Raw genomic sequence first — 22,063 nt, 5'->3', positions numbered from 1 at the left:
GACCTCAGCCGCGCCGCGCGCCGCGGCTGAGGTCGACCGCGCGTCCCCGCGGCCCCTGCGTCCCGGCGGGCGCCCCGGCCCGGCGTTAGCCTGCACGTCATGAGCGGACCGCCGTCGAGGGTCTTCGTCGCCCGGCTCGCCGGGCTGGCCGTCTTCGACCCCATCGGCGACCAGGTCGGCCGGGTGCGCGACGTCGTCGCCGTCTTCCGGGCGGGGTCGCAGGCACCGCGCGCGGTCGGCCTCGTCGTCGAGGTCCCGGGCCGCCGCCGGGTCTTCGTGCCGATGACCCGGGTCACCTCGATCGACGCCGGCCAGGTCATCACGACCGGGCTCGTCAACATGCGCCGCTTCGAGCAGCGCCCCACCGAGACGCTCGTGCTCGGCGAGATGCTCGACCGCACGGTCCGGCTCCGCGACGACGACGCGGACGGCGACGGGCCCGGCGACGAGGTCACCGTCGAGGACGTCGCGATCGAGCCCGGGCGCACCCGGGAGTGGCGGATCTCCAAGGTGTTCGTCCGCCGCGGCCGCTCCGGCCGGCTGCGCCGCCGGGGCGAGACGCTCGTCGTCGACTTCGAGGACCTCGTGGGCTTCGGCGTCGTCGAGCACCGCCAGGGCGCGGCGAACCTGCTCGCGGCCTTCGACGAGCTCAAGGCGGCCGACCTCGCGGAGGTCATCCACGAGCTCACGCCGAAGCGCCGGCTCGAGGTCGCCTCGGCCCTCGACGACGAGCGCCTGGCCGACGTGCTCGAGGAGCTCCCCGAGGACGACCAGGTCGAGATCCTGTCCGTGCTCGGCGGGGAGCGCGCCGCGGACGTCCTCGAGGCGATGCAGCCGGACGACGCCGCGGACCTGCTCAGCGAGCTGCCGGCCGAGCAGGCCGAGCAGCTCCTCGAGCTCATGGACCCCGAGGAGGCCGACGACGTCCGGCGGCTGCTCGCCTACGCCGAGGACACCGCCGGCGGCATGATGACGCCGGAGCCGGTGATCCTGCCGCCGGAGGCCTCGGTCGCCGAGGGTCTCGCGCACGTGCGCCGGGCGGACCTGTCCCCCGCGCTCGCGGCCGCGGTCTACGTCTGCCGCCCGCCCTCGGAGACCCCGACGGGCAAGTACCTCGGGCTCGTGCACGTCCAGCGGCTGCTCCGCGAGCCCCCGCAGCAGGCCGTCGGGACGTTGCTGGACAAGGAGATCGAGCCGCTGTCGACCGACACACCGCTCGGGGCGATCACCCGTCGGCTCGCGACGTACAACCTCGTCGCGCTGCCGGTGACCGACGAGGCGAACCGGCTCGTCGGCGTCGTCACCGTGGACGACGTCCTGGACCACCTGCTCCCCGAGGACTGGCGCGACGCGGACGACGACCTCGCGGCGTTCGCGGACCAGGAGGTGCCCCGTGTCCGCTGAGCCGCTGCGCCGGGTCGCCGGTCCGCTGCGCCGCGCCGCCCGGCCGCTGCGCCGGGTGCGCGGGGACGACCGCCGCCCGCGCGGCCGCCGTCCCGGTCTCGACACCCCGCTCGACCGGCGGCCGGTGCTGCCGACGCCGCAGGTCGACGCCGAGACGTTCGGCCGCTGGTCGGAGCGGTTCGCCCGGTTCATGGGCACGGCCCAGTTCATCGCGGGCATGACGGTCTTCGTCGTGGTGTGGCTGGCCTGGAACACGTTCGCCCCGACGGACCTCCAGTACGACCCGAAGGCCCTGAACTACACGCTCCTCACGCTCATCCTCAGCCTGCAGGCGTCGTACGCGGCGCCGCTCATCCTCCTCGCGCAGAACCGGCAGGCGGACCGCGACCGCGTGCAGTTCGAGCAGGACCGGCAGCGGTCGGAGCGCAACCTCGCCGACACCGAGTACCTCGCGCGCGAGGTGGCTGCGCTCCGGATCGCCCTGCGCGACGTCGCGACGCGGGACTTCGTCCGCTCCGAGCTGCGGGACCTGCTCGAGGAGCTGCTCGCGGACCGGGCCGACGCCGGCACGGCAGCGGCGAAGGGCAACGGCAAGGGCGGCAAGAAGTCCAAGAACGGCCCGAAGGGCGGCGGCGAGGCGGCCGGGACCGTTCCCAGGACGGAGGTCCCGAGAACGGTCTCCGGAACCGATGCGTCGGCGGCCCCAGGTCCTCCAGTTGTCAACTACTCAGAGTGACCTGACTTGCCATTGTTGCCATCGCTGTGGCAACGTTCCTCACGCACCGGCGCCTATGGGCGCCGGTGCGCCAATGTTTTGGCGTGCCTCACGACGGTGCGCTGCCGAGGCTGTCGCGCAAGGGATTCCGGCTTTCCCGGATGCATGTGCATCCGGGCGGGACCTGGATCCTGGCTTCGCTCCCGGCGACGACCCGGCGGGCCACGCCGGGCTGGCGCCGCGCCGTCACCATCGTCACTCCGGGTGATACGTGAGTGCGCGCGGGCCCGGGGATCAGCTCACGCCCGAGCCCGCGCGCAGTCTGTGCGGAGCGCTCCGCGGCCGGCCTCAGCCGTCGCCCTGCGTGCGCTCCAGCAGGAAGTCGAAGTCGCCGTCCTTGACGCCGAGGACGAGGGCCTCGATCTCGGCGTCGGTGTAGACGAGCACCGGGCCGTCGGGGAAGCGCGAGTTGCGCACCGCGACGCCGTCACCGGCCGGCAGGACCGCCATCTCGACGCAGTTGCCCGCGGGACCGCTGCGACGGCTCTTCGTCCACGAGAGGTCGCTCAGCGACGCTCCCGGCATTCCGTTCTCGACCCTGTCCATACCTGACCGGTCCTTCCAGACACTCCGGGCAACCACTCGACTACCCGGATGCATATGCATCCGCGCTTGCAGATGCGAACACCGCGAAGATAGACCGATCTTCCGTATCGTCACAACCCGTGTGACTAACAACATTGCGTCACGGGGCCGACCTGTCGCCGAACGGTCGTTCCGCAGGGATGAAGGGTTGCCCACGCATGCGAACGATCACAATCCGTCACGGAGTGCGCCGACGGTCGTGCGTCCCGGGAGGGGGTCAGTGCTCGGCGAGGAGCTCGAGCACGAAGTCCTTCGTCTTGGCCGGCGTGAGGCACTCGACGCACAGCCGGTCCATGACCTCGGTGTACCGGACGACGTGGTCCGGCTTGTCGATGTAGAGCGCACCGAGGAGGTGCTCGACGTAGACGACGTCGGGCAGGTCGGGCTCGGCGAAGCGCAGGAGGGTGAAGGCACCGCCGCCGGACGCGTGGACGTAGCGGCTCGTCGGCAGCACCTGGATCGTCACGTGCGGCTGGTCCGCGAGCTTGAGCAGGTGCTCGAGCTGGTCGCGCCGGACCTGGTCACCACCGACCGGACGGCGCAGGGCCGCCTCGTCGAGGACGGCCCACACGTGCGGGGAGCCGGCCCGGTTGAGGAGCTGCTTGCGGGCAGCACGGAGCGCGACGGCCCGGTCGATGTCCTGCGGCGACGGCGTCGGCAGCAGGGACGCGATCGTGGCCCGGCTGTAGGCGTCGGTCTGGAGCAGGCCCGGGACGAAGTGCGTCTCGTACGTCCGGATCCGGGTCGCGGCCTGCTCGAGGCCGATGTAGTCCTGGAACCAGTCGGGGAGCACGTCCTCGTACTCGCGCCACCACGCGGGGCGGTTCGCCTCGCGCAGCAGGTCGAGGACGGCCTTGCGCTCGTCGGGGTCGGTGACGCCGTAGTAGACGAGCAGGTCGGCGACGTCGCGCTCCTTGAAGGAGACCTTGCCGAGCTCGAGGCGGCTCATCTTCGACTCGGAGGCCCTGATCGTGTACCCCGCGTCGGCGCGCGAGAACCCGCGCTCCTCGCGCAGACGCCGCAGCCGCGCGCCGAGCATCATCCGTCGCGCGGTGACGCTCGCGTTGGGCTGCTCCGTCATGTGGGTTCCGTACCTCCGGAGCACAGTGTGACATTCCGACCACGTCCAGGCACAGCCCCGACCGGACGCAAATCGACGACGATCATGATCCTCCCGCGCCCCCGGGTCAACCACGGGGTGCGACCTGCCGACGTAGACACCGTGAGCTCCACGACGCCAGGCCCGGCCGGGGCCGCCCCGGGCGCGGCCGCACGCGCCTTCGTGCCGTCGCAGGCGGCCCGCAAGCGGCTGGGCGACGTCCTCGTGTCCACGGGCCTGCTGACGCCCGAGCAGCTCGAGACGGCGCTGTCGGCCCAGACGTCGTCGACCGGGCCCCGCCGCCGGCTCGGGCAGGTCGTCGTCGACCTGGGCCTGGCGTCCGAGCGCGACGTCGCCGAGTGCCTCGCGAGCCTGCTCGGCCTCGAGCTCATCGACCTGTCGAAGATCGTGCCGGCGCCGGACGTCGTCAAGCTGCTCCCCCGCCAGGTCGCCGAGCGGGTCCGGGTGCTCGTCCTGGACCGCACCCCGGCCGGCGGCGTCGTCATCGCGGCGGCGGACCCGACGAACGTCCTCGCGCTCGACGACGTCCGGCTCTACACCCGCTCGTCCGACCTCAAGATGTACGTCGCGACCGAGAGCCAGATCCGCGACCAGCTCAACCGGGCGTGGTCGCTCGGCCAGGACAGTGCGTCGGTCGAGGCGATCGTCGACGACGTCGAGGACGACGAGGAGGGTGCGGCGGCCGCCCCGAGCGGCGGGGTCTCCGTCGACGACGCCCCGATCGTCAAGCTCGTCAACCAGATCCTCGCGGACGCCGTCCGGCTGCGGGCCTCGGACATCCACGTCGAGGTGCAGCGCGACGTCATGCGGGTCCGCTACCGCGTCGACGGTCTGCTCCGGGACGTCATGAACGCACCGCGCCGGATCGCGGGCTCGGCGATCAGCCGGATCAAGATCATGTCCGGCCTCGACATCGCCGAGCGGCGGGTCCCGCAGGACGGCCGGACCCGGTTCTCCGTCGAGGGCATGGCCGTCGACGCCCGGGTCAGCACGTTGCCGAGCCTGCACGGCGAGAAGGTCGTCATCCGGCTGCTCACCCGCGGGGACGCCGTCCCCGGGCTGGACAGCCTCGGCTTCGAGCCCGAGCAGCTCGCCGCGTTCCGCACGGCGCTCAACGTGCCGCAGGGACTCGTCCTCATCACCGGCCCGACCGGCTCCGGCAAGACGAACACGCTCTACTCGGCGATCGCCGAGATCCGCACGCCGGACAAGAACATCGTCACCCTCGAGGACCCGGTCGAGGTCCAGCTCCCCGGCATCACCCAGGTCGGCGTCAACGACAAGCAGGGCATGACGTTCAGCCGGGGGCTGCGCTCGATCCTGCGCCAGGACCCGGACATCATCCTCGTCGGCGAGGTCCGCGACTCCGAGACCGCCGAGCTCGCCCTCAAGGCCGCGCTCACCGGCCACCTCGTGCTCACGACGCTCCACACGAACAGTGCCGTCGCGGCCCTGACCCGCCTCGTCGACATGGGAGCCGAGCCGTTCCTCGTCGCGTCCTCGCTGACCGCCGCGGTCGCCCAGCGCCTCGTCCGCCGGCCGTGCGCGTCGTGCCTGGAGACCTACCGGCCGGACGACGTCACGCTCGCGATGCTCGGGATGACCCCGGCCGACCTGGGTCGCACGCTCCCGCACCGCGGTGCCGGCTGCCCCGAGTGCGGCGGCACCGGCTACAAGGGCCGCACCGCCGTCTACGAGGTGCTCAGCGTCGACTCCACGATGCGGCAGGTGCTCATCAAGGACCCGTCCGAGGGGGCCGTCGGGGCCCAGGCCCGGGCCGTCGGGATGGCCACCCTGCGCGCCTCGGCGATCGAGAAGGCCCGGCGCGGCGAGACGACCTTCGAGGAGGCCGCCCGCGTCACCCACTCCGACAGCGGCGGCACGCACGCCTGCCCGGCCTGCGAGCGGCGCGTCGAGCCGGACATGGTCGTCTGCCCGTGGTGCGCCGTGACCCTCGACCGCGGGCACTGCCAGAACTGCGCCCGCCAGCTCGACCCGGACTGGAAGGTCTGCCCCTGGTGCCGCACCCAGGCCGAGCACACCGGCGCCCACCACCCGCTCGAAGGGCTGCCCCCGACGGGACCCGACCTGCCGCTGTGAGCCGCCCCGCCCCCGGCAGGTCGCCGGCCGGCGGGCCGCCTAGGATCGGACCATGTCCGCCGTCTCGCTCGACGCCGTCCACGCCGCCCTGGCCACCGTGAACGACCCCGAGATCCGCAAGCCGATCACCGAGCTCGACATGGTGAAGTCCGTCGACGTCGACGGCGCCCGGGTCGCGGTGACCCTGTTCCTCACCGTCGCCGGCTGCCCGATGAAGGCGACGCTGACGAAGGACGTCACCACCGCGGTCTCCGCCGTCCCTGGCGTCGAGGACGTGAGCGTCGACCTCGACGTCATGTCGGACACCCAGCGGCAGGCCCTCAAGGACAAGCTGCGCGGCGGCGGTGCGGCCGCCAAGGAGATCCCCTTCGCCAAGGCCGGCTCGCTGACCCGGGTCTACGCGGTCGCCTCCGGCAAGGGCGGCGTCGGCAAGTCGAGCGTCACGGTGAACCTGGCCGCCGCGATGGCCGCAGACGGCCTGCGCGTCGGCGTCGTCGACGCGGACATCTACGGCTTCTCGGTGCCGCGCATGCTCGGGGTCGAGCAGCCGCCGACCCGCGTCGACGACATGATCCTGCCGCCCATCGCGCACGAGGTGAAGGTCGTCTCGATCGGCATGTTCGTGCCCGGCAACCAGCCGGTCGTGTGGCGCGGCCCGATGCTCCACCGGGCCCTGGAGCAGTTCCTCTCGGACGTCTTCTGGGGCGACCTCGACGTGCTCCTGCTCGACCTGCCCCCGGGCACCGGGGACATCGCGATCTCCACCGCGCAGCTGCTGCCGACCGCCGAGATCCTCGTCGTGACGACGCCGCAGACCGCCGCGGCCGAGGTCGCGGAGCGGGCCGGCTCCATCGCGCTGCAGACCAAGCAGCAGATCGTCGGCGTCGTCGAGAACATGTCGTGGCTCGAGCTGCCCGACGGCACCCGGATGGAGCTGTTCGGCAGCGGTGGCGGCCAGCGCGTCGCCGACTCGCTCGGCCGCTCGGTCGGTGCCGCCGTGCCGCTGCTCGGCCAGGTCCCGATGGACGTCGCGCTGCGCGAGGGCGGGGACGGCGGCACGCCCGTCGTGCTGTCCCACCCGGACTCCCCCGCGGCCGTGGCGCTGCGGGGCGTGGCGCGCACGCTGGGGCGCCGGGCCCGCGGGCTCGCGGGTCGTTCCCTGGGCCTCACGCCGGTCGGCCGCTGACCCGGTCGTAGGCCGGGCGGCCGGTCAGGCGGCCGGTCAGGCGGCCGGTCAGGTCACGTCGCGTCGGGGTCGAACGCGGGCGCCGGCTCGCCGTCCGGCGCCGCACCGGCGCCGTTCGAGCCGTTGCGCGCGGCGCCGTTCGCGCCGTTCGCGCCGGACCCCTGCGAACCCGAGCCGTTCGCGCCCTGGCCGTTGCGCAGGCCGAGCGGGTCGGCGGGGTCGAAGTCGGCGTCGGAGAGCGCCTCCCGGACGATCCGGCGCGGGTCGTACTGCCGCGGGTCGAGCTTGCGCCAGTCGACCTCGTCGAACTCGGGGCCGAGCTCCTCACGGACCTTGTCGCCCGCGCCCTGGGCCATCCGGCGCAGCTCTCGGACGAGCCGGGCCAGCGACTGGGCGTACTGGGGCAGGCGTTCGGGACCGAGCACGATGGCGGCGACCGCCAGCAGCACGATGAACTCGCTCGGGTTGATGCCGAACACGCCGTCAGGCTACCTGTTCCGGCTGGGAGCCGGACCGGCGCTACCCGTCCGAGGCCGCGAGGGTGACGGTGAGCTCCTGCCGCCGCCCGTCGCGCCGGATCGTGAGCACGACCTGCGCGCCGACGGCCTTGGCCCGCACCTGCACGATGAGCTCCTCCGGCGCGGTCACCGGGACCCCGTCGACCGCGAGGATGACGTCGCCCGGCCGCACGCCGGCCTTGTCGGCGGGCCCGCCCCGGGTCACGGCGTCCTGGCCGTTCTGCGGGCCGGCCGAGACCCGGACCCCCTCGCCGGCGTACTCCTGGTCGAGCAGGACGCCGACGATCGGGTGCACCGACTTCCCGGTCCGGATGAGCTCCTCGGCGGTGCGCCGCGCCTGGTTGCTCGGGATCGCGAAGCCGAGGCCGATGTTGCCCGCCTGGCCGGCGCCGCTGCCGGGGGCGCGGGCGATCGCGGAGTTGATCCCGATGACCCGGCCGCGCTCGTCGACGAGCGGGCCCCCGGAGTTGCCCGGGTTGATCGCGGCGTCGGTCTGGATCGCGTTGATGAAGGACGTCGCGCTCTGGTCGCCGGCCACGACCGGCCGGTTGAGGGCGCTGACGATGCCGGTCGTCACGGTGCCCTGGAGACCGAGCGGGGCGCCGATCGCGATGACCGAGTCACCGACGACGACGCCCGCGGAGTCTCCGAGCGGCAGCGCCTTGCGGCCGCCGGTGTCCGCCTTGACGACGGCGAGGTCGTAGGACGTGTCCCGGCCGACGATCGTCGCCTTCGTCTGCGAGCCGTCCTGGAAGACGACGCGGATGTCGCCGTCGCCGTCGGCCGCGGCCGCCACGACGTGGTTGTTCGTGAGGATGTAGCCGCCGTCGATGACGAAGCCGGAGCCGGTGCCCTCCTCCCCGCCCCCGCTCACCTGGAGCGCGACCACGCTCGGCAGGACGCCGTTGGCGACCGCCGGCACCGTGCCGGAGGCGCGCTGGGTGCTGCCGGTCTGCGGGCTGGGCAGCGAGAACCCCGGGTCCCGGACGACCCGCGAGCGGGCCGAGTCGGCGAGCAGCCCGCCGGCGAAGCCGCCGGCCAGGCCGACGACGAGGGCCACGAGCGCCGCGACGAGGACGACGGAGCCGCGACCACGACCGCGCCGTGGCGGCTCGGGCTGCTGCCAGACCGGCTGGGTCGGCTGCGGCGCCTGGGTCAGTGGCCGGGTCTCCTGCGGCGCGGCGCCCCAGGCCTGCCCGGTGGGCGGGCCGTACGTGCCGAGGTCGTAGGTGCCGAGGTCCTGCGTGACCGGCGCGTACACCGGCACGTAGCCCGGCGGCGTCGCCGGCGACGCCCAGGCCGGCGCGGGCTCCGGGTGGTCCGGCCGACCGCCGTCGGCCCGCACGTCGCCGTCACCGTCGCCCTGCGTCATGTCCGCCTTCTCTACGCCGTGCCCACGATCCCGCGTGCTTGTCCTGTGACGCCACCCTGCCACAGCGCGACGACGCCGCCGCGCGACGGGCGCGCGACGGCGTCGGTACCGCCCTGGGGACCGCGGTCGGTCAGGGGGTCTGCGTGGCCTCGTCCGGGTCCTGCCCGAGCCAGCCCGCCGGGACGTTGACGAACGGCAGGTCGTTCGCCGTCGAGGTCCGTTCGACGACGAACGTCGCGACCGGGGGCAGCACGGTCGCGGGCGACAGGCTGGCCGCGGAGAAGGTCAGGCCCGCGGCCCCGACCCCGACGACCGAGAGCGCCCCGAGCACCGCGGCAGCCAGCCGGCGGCGCTGCGGCGTGCGCAGCCGTCCGCCCGGGCGGACGGCTGCGCANCCGGCCGGTCGGCTGCCGGCGGGTCGGGCGGCGACGGGCCGTCCGGGGACGGAGGTGCCGGCGGCCGCCCGGACGACCCGGCCGCCGGGCTCACCGTGCCGCAGCGGGTCGCCGTCCCCGGCGGGGGCACCGCCGATGGCGAGGAGCCGCGCGGCCAGGTCGCCCGACGGCGCGGGGCTGCCGAGGGACGCGAGCCGGGACTTCATGAGGCGTTCGGCGTCGACCGCCTCGCGGCAGGCCGTGCAGCCCGCGAGGTGCGCGTGGGCGCTCTCCGTCGCCTCCGGGCCGAGCTGGCCGTCGACGAGGTCGGTGACGCGGTCGCCGAGGTGCGTCACCGGTGGTTCCTCCCCCCGGACGCGGCGTCGGCGGGGGCAGGCTCCTCTTCCCGTCGCAGGGCCGCCGGACGGCGGTGGGCGAGCGCCTCGCGGAGGTGGGCGCGCCCGCGGTGGATCCGCGAGCGGACGGTCCCCAGCTTGATGTCGAGCGTGGCGGCGATCTCCTCGTAGGACAGGCCCTCGATGTCGCAGAGGACGACCGCCGCGCGGAACTCCGGCGCGAGCGTGTCGAGGGCCGCCTGGACGTCGTGGTCGAGGTTGTTGTGCTCCCACGCGCGCTCCGGGCCGAGCTCGGCGGCACCGGGCAGCCGGTCGCCGGCGTCGTCACCGAGGGCGTCGAAGCGGATGCGCTGCTTGCGGCGGACCTGGTCGAGGAACAGGTTCGTCGTGATCCGGTGGAGCCAGCCCTCGAAGGTGCCCGGGGTGTAGGAGGACAGCGAACGGAAGACGCGGACGAAGACCTCCTGGGTGAGGTCCTCGGCGTCGTGCTGGTTGCCGGTGAGCCGGTAGGCGAGGCGGTAGACCCGCGCCGAGTGCTCCTCGACGACCTCCTCCCACGTCGGAGGGGTCCACGCGGCGTCCGCGGCGGCAGGGGTCAGGGCGTACCCGTCCGCGGACGCGTCGTCCCGCACCCGGCCGTCGTGCGGCCGTGCCCGGTCGAGACCGTCGCTCACGCCAGTACCTCCTGCGGTGCGACGACCGCCCAGCAGGCTCGTCCTGCCGCGCCCGGCCATCGCGTACGGCATCGTGTAGACCGACACCGTGCCTCCCATCGTTGCTCACCTTCGGCGGTCACGCCCTCCGGGGAACCCCCGGATCTCCTGGGAAAACCCTGAGAATCCGGTCCGGCGCGGACGCCGGGCGCTCCTCGGGACAGGGCGTGCGTCCCGTTCTCCCGGAGCAACGGTCCCCGTGTCCCCACGGTTCCCGCCGCACAACTACGCTGGGCGCCGCACCCGCGCGCCCGCCCGCGCGGTCGGCACCGCACCGAGGAGGTCCTCATCAGCGCCCCGTCGCCCGCCACCTGGGCCTACGCCGAGAACTTCGTCCCCGAGGACGACGTCGTCGCCCGGGCGCGCTCGCGCGCCGGCGAGCTCGGCTGCACGGCCGTGGCCCCCGGCGTCGGCGCCGTGCTCCGCGTCCTCGCGGCCACCCTCTCCGCCCGCTCGGTCGTCGAGATCGGCACCGGCGCCGGCGTCTCCGGTCTCTACCTGCTGCGCGGCATGCCGGAGGAGGGCGTCCTCACGACGATCGACGTCGAGGTCGAGAACCAGCGCGCCGCCCGGGAGGCGTTCGCCGAGGAGGGCGTCCGGCCGAACCGGACCCGGCTCATCTCCGGCCGCGCGCTCGACGTGCTGCCCCGGCTCACCGACGGCGCCTACGACCTCGTGCTCGTCGACGCCGAGAAGACCGAGTACGAGGAGTACCTCGAGCAGGCGCTGCGCCTGCTGCGCCCCGGCGGCGTCCTCGCCGTCGACAACGCCCTGTGGCACGGCAAGGTCGCCGACCCCGCCCAGCGGGACGCGACGACGACCGCCGTCCGCGAGCTCGGCAAGCGGGTGCGGGCCACCCGCCGGCTCGTGCCCGCGATGCTGCCCTGCGGCGACGGCCTCCTGGTGGCGGTGGCGAGCTGACCTGGAGCTCCGGTGACCGCGTGGCCCCGATCAGCCCCGGGGCCGGCCCTCCGCCGCGCCGGCTGCTGCGCGGCGGCGAGCGGCTCCAGCACCTCGTCGGTCACCGGCTGCTCGTCGGCGTGACGATCCGGGAGCCGGACGGCGAGGTCGTCTCCCGCACCCAGTTCTGCGGGGTGGTCCTCGAGGTCGCGGACGGCGTCGTCGTCGTCGACAAGGACGGCGAGCCCGCGCTGCTGCCGTCGGACGACCTCGCGTACACCCCGGCCCCGCGCGGCACCTACCGGCTCGCCGGCAGCGGCGAGGTCATCGAGGACCCGGACTACGTGACGACGTGGGACGTCGTCCCCGAGCCGCCCGGGACGGTCGTCGTCCCGGAGTCCGAGGTCTGCCCGGACGACGACCAACCGGCCGCGGACGACGCGGACGACGACGCCCGCCCGGCCGGGGACCGGACGACGCCGGCCTGACGCCCGGCCGGCGTCAGCGCAGCGACTCGAGCCAGCGCAGCAGCACCCGGGCGCCCCAGCCCGTCGCGCCCTTGCAGACCTCGTGCTCGTCACGGTCGGACCGGGCCACCCCGGCGATGTCGAGGTGGGCCCAGCGCCGTCCGCCGGCGAACTCGCGCAGGAACAGCGCGGCGGTGATCGAGCCCCCGCCGATCTTCCCGTCGGCGCTGACGTGCCGCAGGTCCGCGACCTGCGAGTGCAGCGCCGGCATGTAGTCCTCGACGAGCGGCATCCGCCAGACCCGCTCCCCGCTTGCGGCGGCGGCCGCCTCGAGCCCCGCGGCGAGCCGCTCGTCGGTCGCGTAGAGGGCGGCGTGCCGCTTGCCGAGACCGAGCGTGGCGGCGCCGGTGAGGGTCGCGACGTCGACGAGGACGTCCGGGTCGAGGACGGCGTCGGCGTAGGCGAGCGCGTCCGCGAGCACCATCCGGCCCTCGGCGTCGGTGTTCGCGACCTCGACGGTCCGGCCGCCGTAGTGCCGCACGACGTCGGACGGCCGGTAGGACGACGCCCCGACGGCGTTCTCGGCGAGCGCCAGGAGGCCGACGACGTGCCGGCGGACGCCGAGCGCCCGGCAGGCGGCGAGCGTCGCGAGGACGACCGCGGCCCCGGTCATGTCGGTCTTCATGGGGACCATGCCCTCGCGGGGCTTGATCGACAGGCCGCCGGTGTCGAAGGTGATGCCCTTGCCGACGAGGACGACCGGGCCGCGGGCGCCGCGGCCCGCGGGGACGTCGTCCGGCACGTGGTCGAGCCGCACGAACCGGGGCGGGGTCGACGACCCGCGGCCCACCGTGACGATGCCGCCGAAGCCCTCGGCCTCGAGGCCGTGCTCGTCCCAGACCTCGGCGACGAGCCCGGTGTCCGCGGCGGCCTCGAGGGCGCGGTCGACGACCCACTGCGGGTTCTTGACGTTCGAGGGGGTCACCGCGAGGTCGCGGACCGCCCACGTCGCGGCGGCGTGCTCGAGGCCGCGGGCGAGCGCGTCGTCCCGGTGCCGGCCGGCGAGGACGACGTGGCCGACGGGGGCGGCGTCGTCCCGGGAGCGGGTGCCGGTCGCGGGCGCCGTGTAGGCCCCGAGCAGCAGACCTTCGACGACGGCCCGGGTGCCCGCCTCGCCGCTGCCGGCCCCGAGGCTCGTGACGAGCCGGGCCCGGCCCCGGGTCGACCGGCCGAGGGCCGCGCCTGCGCGGCGCAGGTCGGCGGGCTCGCCGGCGCCGGTCCCGAGCAGGACGAGCCGGCGCGGCAGCCCGTCGCGCAGGACCGGCACCCGGACGACCTCGCCGGCCCGGCCGGAGACCTTCTCCCCGGTGAGGACGGCGTCGAGGTCGACGGCGTAGCGGGCCGCGGCCGCCCGGGCGGCGCTGTCGGGCCGCGGGGCGTCGGAGCCCTTCGGCCGGGCCACGGTGACGGCGAGCACGTCGACCCGGTCGAGGTCGGTCCCGGCACCGAGCGGCTCACCGGCGACGACCGTCACGGGCGGGCGGCGGACCGGCGGCACGGCGCGCCCGCGGGTCGTCCGGTTGGTCGGAACGGTCCGGACCGATGCCACGCGTGCCTCCCGCCGACGTGCCGGCCCGGCGGCCGACCGCTTGCCCTGCGACCCTACCCAGGCCGGGCGCCGGCGGGGCGGCGGGCGCACCGGGACGGCGACGGGCCCGGTGCGACCGAGGTCGGCACCGGGCCCGTGGGAACGGTTCGTCAGTGGTTCGTCAGCCGACGACCGCCTTGAGGGCGTCGCCGAGCTCACCAGCCTCCGTGGCGGACATCTCCACGACCAGCCGACCGCCGCCCTCGAGCGGGACGCGCATGACGATGCCGCGCCCCTCCTTGGTGACCTCGAGCGGGCCGTCCCCGGTCCGCGGCTTCATGGCCGCCATGCGCCATCCCCTTCCTTGTTCGGTGCCGCACGAGCGCCTGCGCACCCCGGACGAAGCCGGACATGCCGCATGTTCGGCACCCGTACGCAGCGTGATCCTGCCCATTATCCCGTGCGCGGGTCCCCAGGCGAAACGCCCTACCGTTCCCCGCGAGTCCTCTACCCGCAGTGACCGCTCCGCACGAGTGACCGTTGTCACGTCCGGACGGCCCCGCGGGGGCGTCCGGGGAGTAGGTTCTGCTGCCGTGACGAGCGCGCAGCCCTCCCCCGCCGCCGACGGCCCCCCGCCCGTGGTGACCTCCGACGCCGGCGGGGTCCGGACCGTCCGGATCGACCGGCCGGACGCGATGAACTCGCTCGACACCCCGACGAAGGTCGCCCTGCGGGACGCCCTGCTCGCCGCCGCGGACGACAGCGCCGTGCGCTGCGTCGTCCTCACCGGGACCGGCCGGGCGTTCTGCGTCGGGCAGGACCTGCGCGAGCACGTCCGCCTGCAGCAGACCCGCGACGAGTCGCTGTGGCGGACGGTCCCCGAGCACTACAACCCGATCGCGCTGACCCTCGCGACGATGCCCAAGCCGGTCGTCGCCGCGGTGAACGGCGTCGCCGCGGGGGCCGGGGCGGCCTTCTCGTTCGCCGCCGACCTGCGGATCGTCGCGGCGTCCGGCGGGTTCAACCTCGCCTTCACCGGGATCGCCCTGTCGGCCGACTCCGGCGCCTCGTGGTGGCTGCCGCGCCTGGTCGGTGCGGCGAAGGCCAAGGAGCTGCTCCTCATGCCCCGCACCGTCGGGGCCCAGGAGGCGCTCGAGCTGGGGCTCGCGACCGAGGTCGTCCCCGACGAGGACTTCGAGGCCCGGGTCGCCGAGGTCGCCGGCCGGCTCGCGGCCGGCCCGACGCTCGCCTACGGGGCGGTCCGCCGCGCGGTCGCCTACTCCGCGACCCACGGCCTCGAGGACTCCCTCGCGCACGAGGCGACCCTCATGGACCTCACCGGCGCGAGCGCCGACCACGCGGCCGCGGTCGCCGCGTTCCTCGCCAAGGAGAAGCCGGTCTTCGAGGGCCGCTGACCTCAGCCGGCGACGCGCCGCACCCATCGGATGCGGTCGCCGACCATGAGCGCCACGCCGAGGACCGGCCGCGGCTCGGCGGCGCGCACGACCCGGCCGGGCCGGGACGCCCCGACGTCGACGACGTGCCCGACGAGCCACACCTCGTCGGGGGCACCGGTCCGGACGGTCGCGACGCTGTAGTAGTCGGTCCAGGAGCCGCCGCCCAGGTCGACGGTCCGGTTGCCGCGCAGCCAGTCCCGGCTCTGCATGAGCGGCGCGTACGGGCTGCCCGAGGACGTCCCGGAGTCGTCGGCGGGCGCGCCGAGGACGTACCCGACCGCGCCGGCGCCACCGGTGCGGTCGCCGAGCACGAGCACGTACCGGACGTCGGACGAGGTCGGGTGCGGGGCCCACGAGACCCGCGCGACGACGCTCGGGGCGCCGCTGCCGTCGTCCGTCACCGTCGCCTCGACGCCCCGGGCCGCGAGGAAGCCCCGGACCTGCGCCGTGGGCATGGTCCAGACCTCGCCGTCGAGGCGGGCGTCCGCGACGGACACCGGCGGTGCGCCGAGGCGCTCGACCGCGGCACGGCCGGCGAGCCCGACGAGCACGAGCAGCACGACGACCCCGGCCGCCACGAGCCCGGAGCGGGCGTCCCTGGCGGCGGGGTCGGCAGCGTCGGCGGCGGGCCGGGTGCCGGTCACGGTGGCCAGTCCGCGGGCGGCACGAACCTCCAGAGCCAGGCCACCCAGACCACCTGCCCGGCGAGGAAGGCCAGGGCGAGCGCGCGCCGGTAGGCGCCCGACGGCGATGCCGACGCGAGCAGCGCCCCGAGCGGGAAGAGCAGCAGCAGGTAACGCGCGAGGCTCGTGAACGGGTCGAGGACGGCGAGCAGGTAGCCGACGTACGCCAGGCACCAGACCCGCAGGTCGAACCCGATGACCCGCGACGACCCGGCGAGCACCCAGGCCGCGAGCGCGACGACGCACAGCGCGAGCACGAGCGGCCCGACCCAGTAGCCGAGGACGTAGCGCGAGATCGTGATCCACGGCGTGAACACGTGCATCTCGTGGCCGACCCGCCAGGCGCTCATGGTGTCGGTGTAGGCCGCCCGCTCCCCGGTGCCGACCCAGGCGACGACCGGCCACACGATCGCGGCGGCGCCGGCCGCGGCCGTCGTCGCGAACATCGCCGCGACCCGGGACGGGGCGACCGGCTCGACCCGGTGCCGCCAGAGCACCCGCAGGACGTGCAGGCCGACGACGACGGCCAGCGGGACGCCGATCGGCCGGGCGACGCCGACGAGCAGGACGACCGGCACGGCGAGCAGGTACCGGTGCCGTTGCAGGCACCAGAGCACGCCGACGAGGAGCAGGACGCCGACGGACTCGGTGTAGGCGAACTGGAGGACGGGGGCCGCCGGGTAGCAGCAGAAGAGCACGACCGTCCACAGCGCGAGCCGGTTGCCGACGAGCGGCGCCATGAGGCTGCGCAGGACGACGACGGCGGCCGCGCCGGCGAGGAGCGCGACCGCGGTCGCGGCGACCGCCCACGACGCGCCCGTGACCTCCATGACGCCGCGGGCCAGGGCCGGGAAGAGCGGGTAGAACGCCCACTGGTTCTGCAGCACCTGGCCGGCGTCGTTGCGCGGGAGCGTCGCCGGGTAGCCGCCCTCGGCGATCCGCCGGTACCAGTCGCCGTCCCAGAGGCTGACGACGCCGAGGTAGCCGGGGTCCGCCGGGTTCCAGATGCTCTCCGGCTGGAACCGCGCGACCCGGTCGACGACGACGAACGCGAAGAGCCGGGTCGCGACGAAGACGAGGAGCACCTGTGCCCACGGCGGCAGCGTGAGCCAGCGCATCCGCAGGACGTCGGCGCGGGCCCGCAGGTCCGACCGCACGGCGGACGGCGCGGTGACCGCCGTCCCGCCGGTCTCGTCCGTCACCGCCATCCGGCACCCCGTGCGTGGCACCCCGTGAGGTGGTCGTCGACGAGCCCGCAGGCCTGCATCGCGGCGTAGGCCGTCGTCGGGCCGACGAAGACGAACCCGTTGCGCTTGAGGGCCTTCGACAGGGCGACGGACTCCGGCGTCGTGGCCGGGACGTCACCGAGGGCGGCCGGCGCGGGGCGGGCCGCACGGTCGGGCGCGAACGACCAGACGAGCGCGTCGAGCCCGCCGTCGACGGCGTCGCGCATCGCGAGGACGGCGCGCGCGTTGGTGATCGCGGCGGCCACCTTCGCGCGGTTGCGGACGATGCCGGGGTCGGCCATGAGCCGTGCCTCGTCGTCCGGACCGAACCGGGCCACCTGCTCGGCGTCGAAGCCGGCGAACGCGCTGCGGAACCCCTCGCGCTTGCGCAGGATCGTCAGCCAGGAGAGCCCGGACTGGAACGCCTCGAGGGTGAACCGCTCGTAGAGCGCCGTCTCGCCGCGGACCGGCCGGCCCCACTCGCCGTCGTGGTAGACGACGTAGTCGGGCGTCGAGGCGCCCCACGAGCAGCGGGCGACCCCGTCGTCGCCGACGACGAGGCCGGACGGCGCACCGGCCGGCTGCGTGCCGTCGGTCACCGGGCGGCCTGCCCGCGCTCGACGTCACGGGCGACGGTGCGCAGCACCCGTCCCAGGCCCAGCCGGGTCGCGAGGGCGACGAGCGGCGCGAACGGCCGGGTGAGCCGGACGGGGGCGACCTCGACGTCGTACGTCCAGGACAGCCGGCTCGCGCCGTCCGGACGCGGCGTCACGTCGATCCGCGCCGTGCCCAGGACGAGCCGGCCGTGCTTGTGGACGACGCAGTGCCCGGCGGACCCGCCGGCCGGCGGGGACCACTCGACGACCTCCATCGGGTCGTCGAAGCCCACCGGGCCGAGCGCCGTCCGGGCGACGAAGCGGGTGCCCGCCCCGGTCGCCGACGGGGTCGTGACCCGGACCGTCGTCAGCGGTGCGAAGCGGCCGTGCCCGGGCCAGTCGGTGATGGCGTCCCAGGTGGGGCCGACCGGGGCGGCGACGTCGACCGCGACGACGACGTGCGCCACGGGTCAGGCCTCCTGGGTGTGGTGACCCGGGCGGGCCGCCGCGGGGTCGGCCGGGTCACCACACCCAGGANTCGGGCAGCGGGCGGGCGGGCAGGGACGACACCGAGGCGTCGAGACCGCCGGTGATCCGGCCCGTCGCGACGGCGGCCACGGCGACGGCGACCGCGAGGACGAGGAGGGTGAGCAGGAGCGTCACGGGGACGATGCTGCCACGTCCGGGGCCCGAGCGGTTCGCCGTCCTGGCCGAGGGCGCCGCACCCGGCCGGGTGACCCGGCGGCCGCACGGGTGGCGCGGACCGCCGTCCGGGCACCCGTCGCCGTGCGTGACCGGTGTCCGGATCGGCCGAAAGTGTCTGCCGCCGGTCGTGTGATTACTCCATGGATTTCTTGAGGTACCCAGCGTCACTGAACAGGGTGGGCCCCGTCCCCTGACGCCCGACGAGGTCCCAGGAGGTCTTGATGACGGTGGAGACAGCGCCAGAGAAGATCGAGCACGCGACCGTTCACGGCACGGCCCGCACGACCGGCCCGCGGCACCGGGAGGCACCCGCGCCGCGGGTGCTCCGCCTCCCCGGCACGACCCGGCGACGGGCGGCGGTCGTGCTGGCCGTCGTGGTCGCCCTCGGCGGGATCGGCACCGGCGCGGCGGCCGCCGCGGCCCCGAAGCACCTCGGGGCGCCCAAGCACCTGCGGATCGCACCGAAGCACCTCGCCCCGAGCGCCGCGGCCCCCAAGCACCTCGGGCCGAGCGCCGCGGCCCCCAAGCACCTCGCCCTCGCCCCGAAGCACCTGTCCGGGCCGTCCACGGCGGACCCGGCGGACCTCACCGTCGTGCTCGCGTCGCACGGCTCGGCGGCGAGGCTGTGGTGGCCGTGGCCGGGCGTGCTGCACGGGGCGTTCACGACGCAGAGCCGTGGCGCGGCCAGGGCCTGGACCGTGCAGCGCGGCGAGGTCGTCTCGGTCGACGCCGCGACGTCGACCCTCGTCGTCCGCTCCGCCGACGGCTTCGTCGGGACGTGGACGGTCGACCCGGCGGCCCGGGTCCGAAAGGTCGCCAAGCGCGGGCCGCGGGTGCTGTCGCTCGCCGATGTGCTGCCGGGGTACCGGGTCGCGGTCGTCGGCAGCGGCGCCGAGGCGGCCGGGACGGCGACCCTGGTGCAGGTGACGGGCGTACCGCACCGGCCGTCCGGCACCCCGTCCGGCACCCCGTCGGACACCCCGTCCGGGACACCGTCGGACACCCCGTCCGACACCGGCGGCGCGACCGTCTGACCGGCACCCACCGACCCCCGGGGGCGGTCGCCCGCGTCGGAGGCGACGCGACCGTCCCCGGGCCCGCCGGACGCTCACAGGCTCCTCACAGCGTGCGCCTGCATGCTCCTGGGGTCGTCGCGCTCCTGCGGCGGCCGCCACGACCGGAAGGGCTGCTCGCGAGCATGAGCGCACCCCGCACCGTCATCGGCCTCGTCGTCGCCACCGGCCTCCTCGTCGGCGGCGGCGTCGCGGCCGGCACCCTCGCCGCGACCGGCGCGCTCGCGTCGTCCGCGTCCCCGTCGGCGCAGCCGTCCGCCGCCACGACCCGCTCCCCCGGCGTCCCCGGGCAGCCCGGTGACGGCGACCGGCAGGGCCACCACCGCAGGGACGCCCGGGGCGGCGGCGGTCCCGGTGGCCTCGGCGCGCTCGGTGCCGGGCGGATGCTCCACGGCGAGGTCGTCGTCGAGACGGCGGGCGGCGGCACCGAGACGCTCCTCGTGCAGCGCGGCACCGTGACGGCGAAGACCGCCGACGGCGTCACGGTGCGCAGCAGCGACGGCTTCACCACGACGTGGAAGGTCACCGCGGCGACGCAGGTCCGGGCCGGTCGACCGGGTCCCGGCCGGGACGGGGCGTCCGGCACCCTCGCGGACGTCGCGCAGGGCGCGGAGGTGCTCGTCGCCGGCCCCCGACCGACGAGCGGCGACCCGACGGCCCGCACCCTCGGCGTCCGTCCCGCCGGTCAGCGGGACGGCCTCGGCCGCAGGGGTGGCACGGCCACGCCGTCGCCCGCGGCGACGGCGTCCGGCGCGGCGCTCCAGGGCTGAGCCCGCGGCCTCAGGCCTCGGCCTCCAGGACCTCCTCGGCGAGGGGGCGCGCGTGCGCGGCCCCGCCCCGCGCGGCGTCGATGCCGGCCTCCACGGCGTCGACCGCCTCGGCGACGGTCGACGTCCACACGGCTCCCGCGGCGGCCGCCGGCCGGACGAACCCTTGGGCGACGAGCTTGTCGACGAGGTCCCGCAGGCCGGCGAGCACCCCGCCCGGGTCGAGGACGACGACAGGCTTGTCGTGCATCCCGAGCGTGCCCGCGACCCAGACCTCGAGGAGCTCCTCGAGGGTGCCGATGCCGCCCGGCAGCGTGAGGAAGGCGTCCGCGGCGGCGTCCATCCGGCCCTTGCGCTCGCGCATGTCCGCGGTGACGACGAGCTCGTCGGCGTCGACGTCGGCGACCTCGAGCCCGACGAGCGCCTCGGGGATGACCCCGAGCGTGTGCCGGCCGCCGGCCCGGACGGCGCCCGCGACGGCACCCATCATCGACACCCGGCCGCCACCGCTGACGAGGTCGTGCCCGCGGCGGGCGAGCTCGGCGCCGACCTCGCGCGCGAGCTCGACGTGCGCCGGATGGATGCGCTCGGACGACGAGCAGAACACGCAGACCCTGGCCATGGCCCGAGCGTACGGGCGCGAGCAGGGGCGGCGGCGCGGTGGTGGCTGGACCGACGAGGGAGCGCGGGCGCTCTTCCCACGCGAGCGAGGAGGGAAGGCACCGCCAGCAAGCGCCACCGCCCCTGCGAGCAAGGCAGTAGGGCGCGAGCAGGGGCGGCGGCGCGGCGGTGCCTGGACCGACGAGGGAGCGCGGGCGCTCTTCCCGCGCGAGCGAGGAGGGAAGGCGCCGCCAGCAAGCGCCACCGCCCCTGCGGCCGGTGACTCAGCCTGCCCAGGCCTGGCCCTGGTCGGCGGCCAGCCAGTACGGCTGCTCCTCGGGGATGACCGCGGCGGTCAGCGTCCGCACGAGGTCCGGGATGTCCTCGGAGGCGAGGCGCAGGGTGCCCATGCAGCGCCCCTCCTGCCAGATCGACAGCACGACCCGGTCCATCTCGGGATGGGCACTGACGCGCAACGTCCGGCCGACCGCGTCGCGGCCGACGAAGATGTCCCCCTGCGAGGGGACGGGCGTCACGAACATGGGACCACTGTGGGCCTCCGTCAAGCCCACGTAAAGAGGCTGGAGGTCATTGATCAGCAGATCGTGACGTCACAGGCACTAAAAGTGACCGAAGGGAGGAGGTCAGCCCTCGGGCGGAGAGCCGACGGAGGCCTCCATCGAGGCCGCCTCCCGGGCCCGCTGCTCGGCCGACGACGCCATGATCTCGACCGCCTCGTCGACGTCGTCCGTGACCCGGACGAGGTCGAGGTCGGGCACGGAGATCATCCCGCGCTCGACGAGCGGGCCGCGGATCCAGTCGAGCAGCCCGGTCCAGAAGCCGTTCCCGAGCAGGACGATGGGGAACTCGGTGACCTTGTGGGTCTGGACCAGGACGAGCGCCTCGAAGAGCTCGTCGAGGGTGCCGAAGCCGCCGGGCAGCACGACGAAGCCCTGGGCGTACTTGACGAACATCGTCTTGCGGGCGAAGAAATAGCGGAAGTTCACCGCCATGTCGACCCAGTCGTTGATGCCCTGCTCGAAGGGCAGCTCGATGCCGAGCCCGACCGAGACGCCACCTGCCTCGCAGGCCCCCTTGTTCGCGGCCTCCATCGCGCCGGGGCCGCCGCCGGTGATGACGGCGAAGCCCTCCTGCGCGAGGCGGGCACCGAGCCGCTCGGCGACGGCGTAGTCGGGGTGGTCCCGCTTGGTCCGGGCCGAGCCGAAGACGCTGATCGCCGGCCCGAGCTCGGCGAGCGCGCCGAAGCCCTCGACGAACTCCGCCTGGATCCGCAGCACCCGCCACGGGTCGGTGTGCACCCAGTCGCTCGACCCCGCGGTGTCGAGCAGCCGCTGGTCGGTCGTCGACCCCGGGACCTGCCCGCGCCGCAGCGTGAGCGGCCCCTTCCGGTAGTCGCGCAGGTGCGAGGGGTCCCCCGGAGTGACGGGGCGCTGCGGCGCGGGCAGGTCCCGGGGTCGACGACCGACCAGCGGCTGCT

The 22,063-nt window shown here is 75.2% G+C and carries 24 protein-coding genes; 9 read left to right on the top strand and 15 right to left on the bottom strand.

What is annotated here, in order from left to right; all coding sequences use genetic code 11:
- Positions 1-99 precede the first annotated feature (99 nt).
- Together EDJALFJO_RS12585 and EDJALFJO_RS12580 are read left to right on the top strand one after the other, a co-directional pair.
- The gene (locus EDJALFJO_RS12585; RefSeq protein ID WP_088285694.1) at positions 100-1,404 is read left to right on the top strand and encodes a magnesium transporter MgtE N-terminal domain-containing protein; all 1,305 of its coding nucleotides are present in this window, start codon (positions 100-102) and stop codon (positions 1,402-1,404) included.
- A gap of 124 nt (positions 1,405-1,528) precedes the next feature.
- Positions 1,529-2,140 carry a DUF1003 domain-containing protein gene (locus tag EDJALFJO_RS12580; protein ID WP_369812527.1) on the top strand — a complete coding sequence of 204 codons (612 nt, stop codon included), beginning with the start codon at positions 1,529-1,531 and terminating at the stop codon, positions 2,138-2,140.
- A gap of 327 nt (positions 2,141-2,467) precedes the next feature.
- Here the strand turns inward: EDJALFJO_RS12580 and EDJALFJO_RS12575 are convergent, their stop codons facing one another.
- Positions 2,468-2,725 (bottom strand): DUF397 domain-containing protein, encoded by a 258-nt coding sequence (locus EDJALFJO_RS12575; protein ID WP_088285692.1) that lies wholly within the window; start codon positions 2,723-2,725, stop codon positions 2,468-2,470.
- A 256-nt stretch (positions 2,726-2,981) separates the two neighbouring features.
- Complete coding sequence (locus tag EDJALFJO_RS12570) at positions 2,982-3,845, bottom strand: DUF5753 domain-containing protein (RefSeq protein WP_088285690.1); 864 nt, start codon at positions 3,843-3,845, stop codon at positions 2,982-2,984.
- 141 nt (positions 3,846-3,986) lie between these two features.
- On the opposite strand from EDJALFJO_RS12570, the gene EDJALFJO_RS12565 reads away from it, so the two are divergent.
- Together EDJALFJO_RS12565 and EDJALFJO_RS12560 are read left to right on the top strand one after the other, a co-directional pair.
- Positions 3,987-5,984: an ATPase, T2SS/T4P/T4SS family gene (locus tag EDJALFJO_RS12565; protein WP_233149827.1), complete on the top strand. Its 1,998-nt coding sequence runs from the start codon at positions 3,987-3,989 to the stop codon at positions 5,982-5,984.
- A 52-nt stretch (positions 5,985-6,036) separates the two neighbouring features.
- Entirely contained in the window at positions 6,037-7,170 is a 1,134-nt protein-coding gene (locus tag EDJALFJO_RS12560) for an Mrp/NBP35 family ATP-binding protein (protein WP_088285686.1), read from the top strand.
- Positions 7,171-7,223: 53 nt separating this feature from the next.
- Here the strand turns inward: EDJALFJO_RS12560 and EDJALFJO_RS12555 are convergent, their stop codons facing one another.
- The 4 genes from EDJALFJO_RS12555 to sigE form a co-directional block, all read right to left on the bottom strand.
- Complete coding sequence (locus tag EDJALFJO_RS12555; protein ID WP_088285684.1) at positions 7,224-7,649, bottom strand: hypothetical protein; 426 nt, start codon at positions 7,647-7,649, stop codon at positions 7,224-7,226.
- A 40-nt stretch (positions 7,650-7,689) separates the two neighbouring features.
- A complete protein-coding gene (locus tag EDJALFJO_RS12550) occupies positions 7,690-9,060 on the bottom strand; it encodes a S1C family serine protease (protein ID WP_088285682.1) in 1,371 nt (456 codons plus the stop codon).
- 395 nt (positions 9,061-9,455) lie between these two features.
- Positions 9,456-9,790, bottom strand: a 335-nt coding sequence (locus tag EDJALFJO_RS36415) for a zf-HC2 domain-containing protein (protein ID WP_369812525.1), incomplete at its 3' end; no start/stop codon positions are given.
- Complete coding sequence (sigE, locus tag EDJALFJO_RS12540; RefSeq protein WP_369812526.1) at positions 9,787-10,464, bottom strand: RNA polymerase sigma factor SigE; 678 nt, start codon at positions 10,462-10,464, stop codon at positions 9,787-9,789. The genes EDJALFJO_RS36415 and sigE, both read right to left, overlap by 4 nt.
- Before the next feature lie 327 nt (positions 10,465-10,791).
- Here sigE and EDJALFJO_RS12535 point away from each other — a divergent pair, with 327 nt between their 5' ends.
- Positions 10,792-11,424 carry an O-methyltransferase gene (locus EDJALFJO_RS12535; RefSeq protein WP_088285678.1) on the top strand — a complete coding sequence of 211 codons (633 nt, stop codon included), beginning with the start codon at positions 10,792-10,794 and terminating at the stop codon, positions 11,422-11,424.
- A gap of 20 nt (positions 11,425-11,444) precedes the next feature.
- Positions 11,445-11,891: a hypothetical protein gene (locus EDJALFJO_RS12530; RefSeq protein ID WP_088285676.1), complete on the top strand. Its 447-nt coding sequence runs from the start codon at positions 11,445-11,447 to the stop codon at positions 11,889-11,891.
- 13 nt (positions 11,892-11,904) lie between these two features.
- Here the strand turns inward: EDJALFJO_RS12530 and EDJALFJO_RS12525 are convergent, their stop codons facing one another.
- Positions 11,905-13,479: a M17 family metallopeptidase gene (locus EDJALFJO_RS12525; protein ID WP_088285674.1), complete on the bottom strand. Its 1,575-nt coding sequence runs from the start codon at positions 13,477-13,479 to the stop codon at positions 11,905-11,907.
- Between the two features lie 160 nt (positions 13,480-13,639).
- Positions 13,640-13,807 carry a DUF3117 domain-containing protein gene (locus EDJALFJO_RS12520; RefSeq protein WP_088285672.1) on the bottom strand — a complete coding sequence of 56 codons (168 nt, stop codon included), beginning with the start codon at positions 13,805-13,807 and terminating at the stop codon, positions 13,640-13,642.
- 244 nt (positions 13,808-14,051) lie between these two features.
- Here EDJALFJO_RS12520 and EDJALFJO_RS12515 point away from each other — a divergent pair, with 244 nt between their 5' ends.
- Entirely contained in the window at positions 14,052-14,873 is an 822-nt protein-coding gene (locus tag EDJALFJO_RS12515) for an enoyl-CoA hydratase/isomerase family protein (protein ID WP_233149824.1), read from the top strand.
- A 2-nt stretch (positions 14,874-14,875) separates the two neighbouring features.
- On the opposite strand, the gene EDJALFJO_RS12510 is transcribed toward EDJALFJO_RS12515, so the two are convergent.
- Genes EDJALFJO_RS12510 through EDJALFJO_RS12495 form a run of 4 tightly spaced genes read right to left on the bottom strand, consistent with a single transcriptional unit; the run spans position 14,876 to position 17,887 of the window.
- Entirely contained in the window at positions 14,876-15,559 is a 684-nt protein-coding gene (locus tag EDJALFJO_RS12510; RefSeq protein WP_088285668.1) for a hypothetical protein, read from the bottom strand.
- Positions 15,556-16,800: a hypothetical protein gene (locus EDJALFJO_RS12505; RefSeq protein WP_143448541.1), complete on the bottom strand. Its 1,245-nt coding sequence runs from the start codon at positions 16,798-16,800 to the stop codon at positions 15,556-15,558. Before EDJALFJO_RS12505 ends, EDJALFJO_RS12510 begins: the two co-directional genes overlap by 4 nt.
- Complete coding sequence (locus tag EDJALFJO_RS12500; RefSeq protein WP_088285664.1) at positions 16,797-17,423, bottom strand: DNA-3-methyladenine glycosylase I; 627 nt, start codon at positions 17,421-17,423, stop codon at positions 16,797-16,799. The genes EDJALFJO_RS12505 and EDJALFJO_RS12500 overlap by 4 nt, the downstream gene beginning before the upstream one ends.
- A complete protein-coding gene (locus EDJALFJO_RS12495; RefSeq protein ID WP_088285662.1) occupies positions 17,420-17,887 on the bottom strand; it encodes an SRPBCC family protein in 468 nt (155 codons plus the stop codon). The genes EDJALFJO_RS12500 and EDJALFJO_RS12495 overlap by 4 nt, the downstream gene beginning before the upstream one ends.
- 459 nt (positions 17,888-18,346) lie before the next feature.
- Between EDJALFJO_RS12495 and EDJALFJO_RS12490 the strand changes: the two genes are divergently transcribed.
- Both EDJALFJO_RS12490 and EDJALFJO_RS12485 read left to right on the top strand, forming a co-directional pair.
- Complete coding sequence (locus tag EDJALFJO_RS12490) at positions 18,347-19,159, top strand: hypothetical protein (protein ID WP_088285660.1); 813 nt, start codon at positions 18,347-18,349, stop codon at positions 19,157-19,159.
- A gap of 164 nt (positions 19,160-19,323) precedes the next feature.
- On the top strand, positions 19,324-19,968 hold the full coding sequence (locus tag EDJALFJO_RS12485) for a hypothetical protein (RefSeq protein ID WP_088285658.1): 645 nt from the start codon (positions 19,324-19,326) through the stop codon (positions 19,966-19,968).
- Between the two features lie 10 nt (positions 19,969-19,978).
- On the opposite strand, the gene EDJALFJO_RS12480 is transcribed toward EDJALFJO_RS12485, so the two are convergent.
- The 3 genes from EDJALFJO_RS12480 to EDJALFJO_RS12470 all read right to left on the bottom strand — a co-directional run bounded on the left by EDJALFJO_RS12480 (position 19,979) and on the right by EDJALFJO_RS12470 (position 21,986).
- The gene (locus tag EDJALFJO_RS12480; RefSeq protein WP_088285656.1) at positions 19,979-20,587 is read right to left on the bottom strand and encodes a TIGR00730 family Rossman fold protein; all 609 of its coding nucleotides are present in this window, start codon (positions 20,585-20,587) and stop codon (positions 19,979-19,981) included.
- A 262-nt stretch (positions 20,588-20,849) separates the two neighbouring features.
- Positions 20,850-21,107, bottom strand: coding sequence for a hypothetical protein (locus EDJALFJO_RS12475; RefSeq protein WP_088285654.1), 258 nt, complete (start codon positions 21,105-21,107; stop codon positions 20,850-20,852).
- 102 nt (positions 21,108-21,209) lie between these two features.
- On the bottom strand, positions 21,210-21,986 hold the full coding sequence (locus EDJALFJO_RS12470) for a TIGR00730 family Rossman fold protein (protein WP_088316864.1): 777 nt from the start codon (positions 21,984-21,986) through the stop codon (positions 21,210-21,212).
- Positions 21,987-22,063: the final 77 nt, after the last annotated feature.

The organism is Kineosporia sp. A_224, assembly GCF_002198655.1.
In the GTDB taxonomy this organism is placed as follows: domain Bacteria; phylum Actinomycetota; class Actinomycetes; order Actinomycetales; family Kineosporiaceae; genus R-H-3.
The sequence above is the reverse complement of the archived record's forward strand: the minus strand, read 5'-3'. Positions and strand labels throughout refer to the sequence as shown.

Bases quoted from the DNA above. Each gene is read 5' to 3' on its own strand.
- EDJALFJO_RS12490 (WP_088285660.1), top strand. From the start codon at position 18,347: ATGACGGTGGAGACAGCGCCAGAGAAGATCGAGCACGCGACCGTTCAC.
- EDJALFJO_RS12520 (WP_088285672.1), bottom strand. From the start codon at position 13,807: ATGGCGGCCATGAAGCCGCGGACCGGGGACGGCCCGCTCGAGGTCACC.
- EDJALFJO_RS12475 (WP_088285654.1), bottom strand. From the start codon at position 21,107: ATGTTCGTGACGCCCGTCCCCTCGCAGGGGGACATCTTCGTCGGCCGC.
- EDJALFJO_RS12550 (WP_088285682.1), bottom strand. From the start codon at position 9,060: ATGACGCAGGGCGACGGTGACGGCGACGTGCGGGCCGACGGCGGTCGG.
- EDJALFJO_RS12585 (WP_088285694.1), top strand. From the start codon at position 100: ATGAGCGGACCGCCGTCGAGGGTCTTCGTCGCCCGGCTCGCCGGGCTG.
- EDJALFJO_RS12575 (WP_088285692.1), bottom strand. From the start codon at position 2,725: ATGGACAGGGTCGAGAACGGAATGCCGGGAGCGTCGCTGAGCGACCTC.
- EDJALFJO_RS12560 (WP_088285686.1), top strand. From the start codon at position 6,037: ATGTCCGCCGTCTCGCTCGACGCCGTCCACGCCGCCCTGGCCACCGTG.
- EDJALFJO_RS12480 (WP_088285656.1), bottom strand. From the start codon at position 20,587: ATGGCCAGGGTCTGCGTGTTCTGCTCGTCGTCCGAGCGCATCCATCCG.
- EDJALFJO_RS12485 (WP_088285658.1), top strand. From the start codon at position 19,324: ATGAGCGCACCCCGCACCGTCATCGGCCTCGTCGTCGCCACCGGCCTC.
- EDJALFJO_RS12570 (WP_088285690.1), bottom strand. From the start codon at position 3,845: ATGACGGAGCAGCCCAACGCGAGCGTCACCGCGCGACGGATGATGCTC.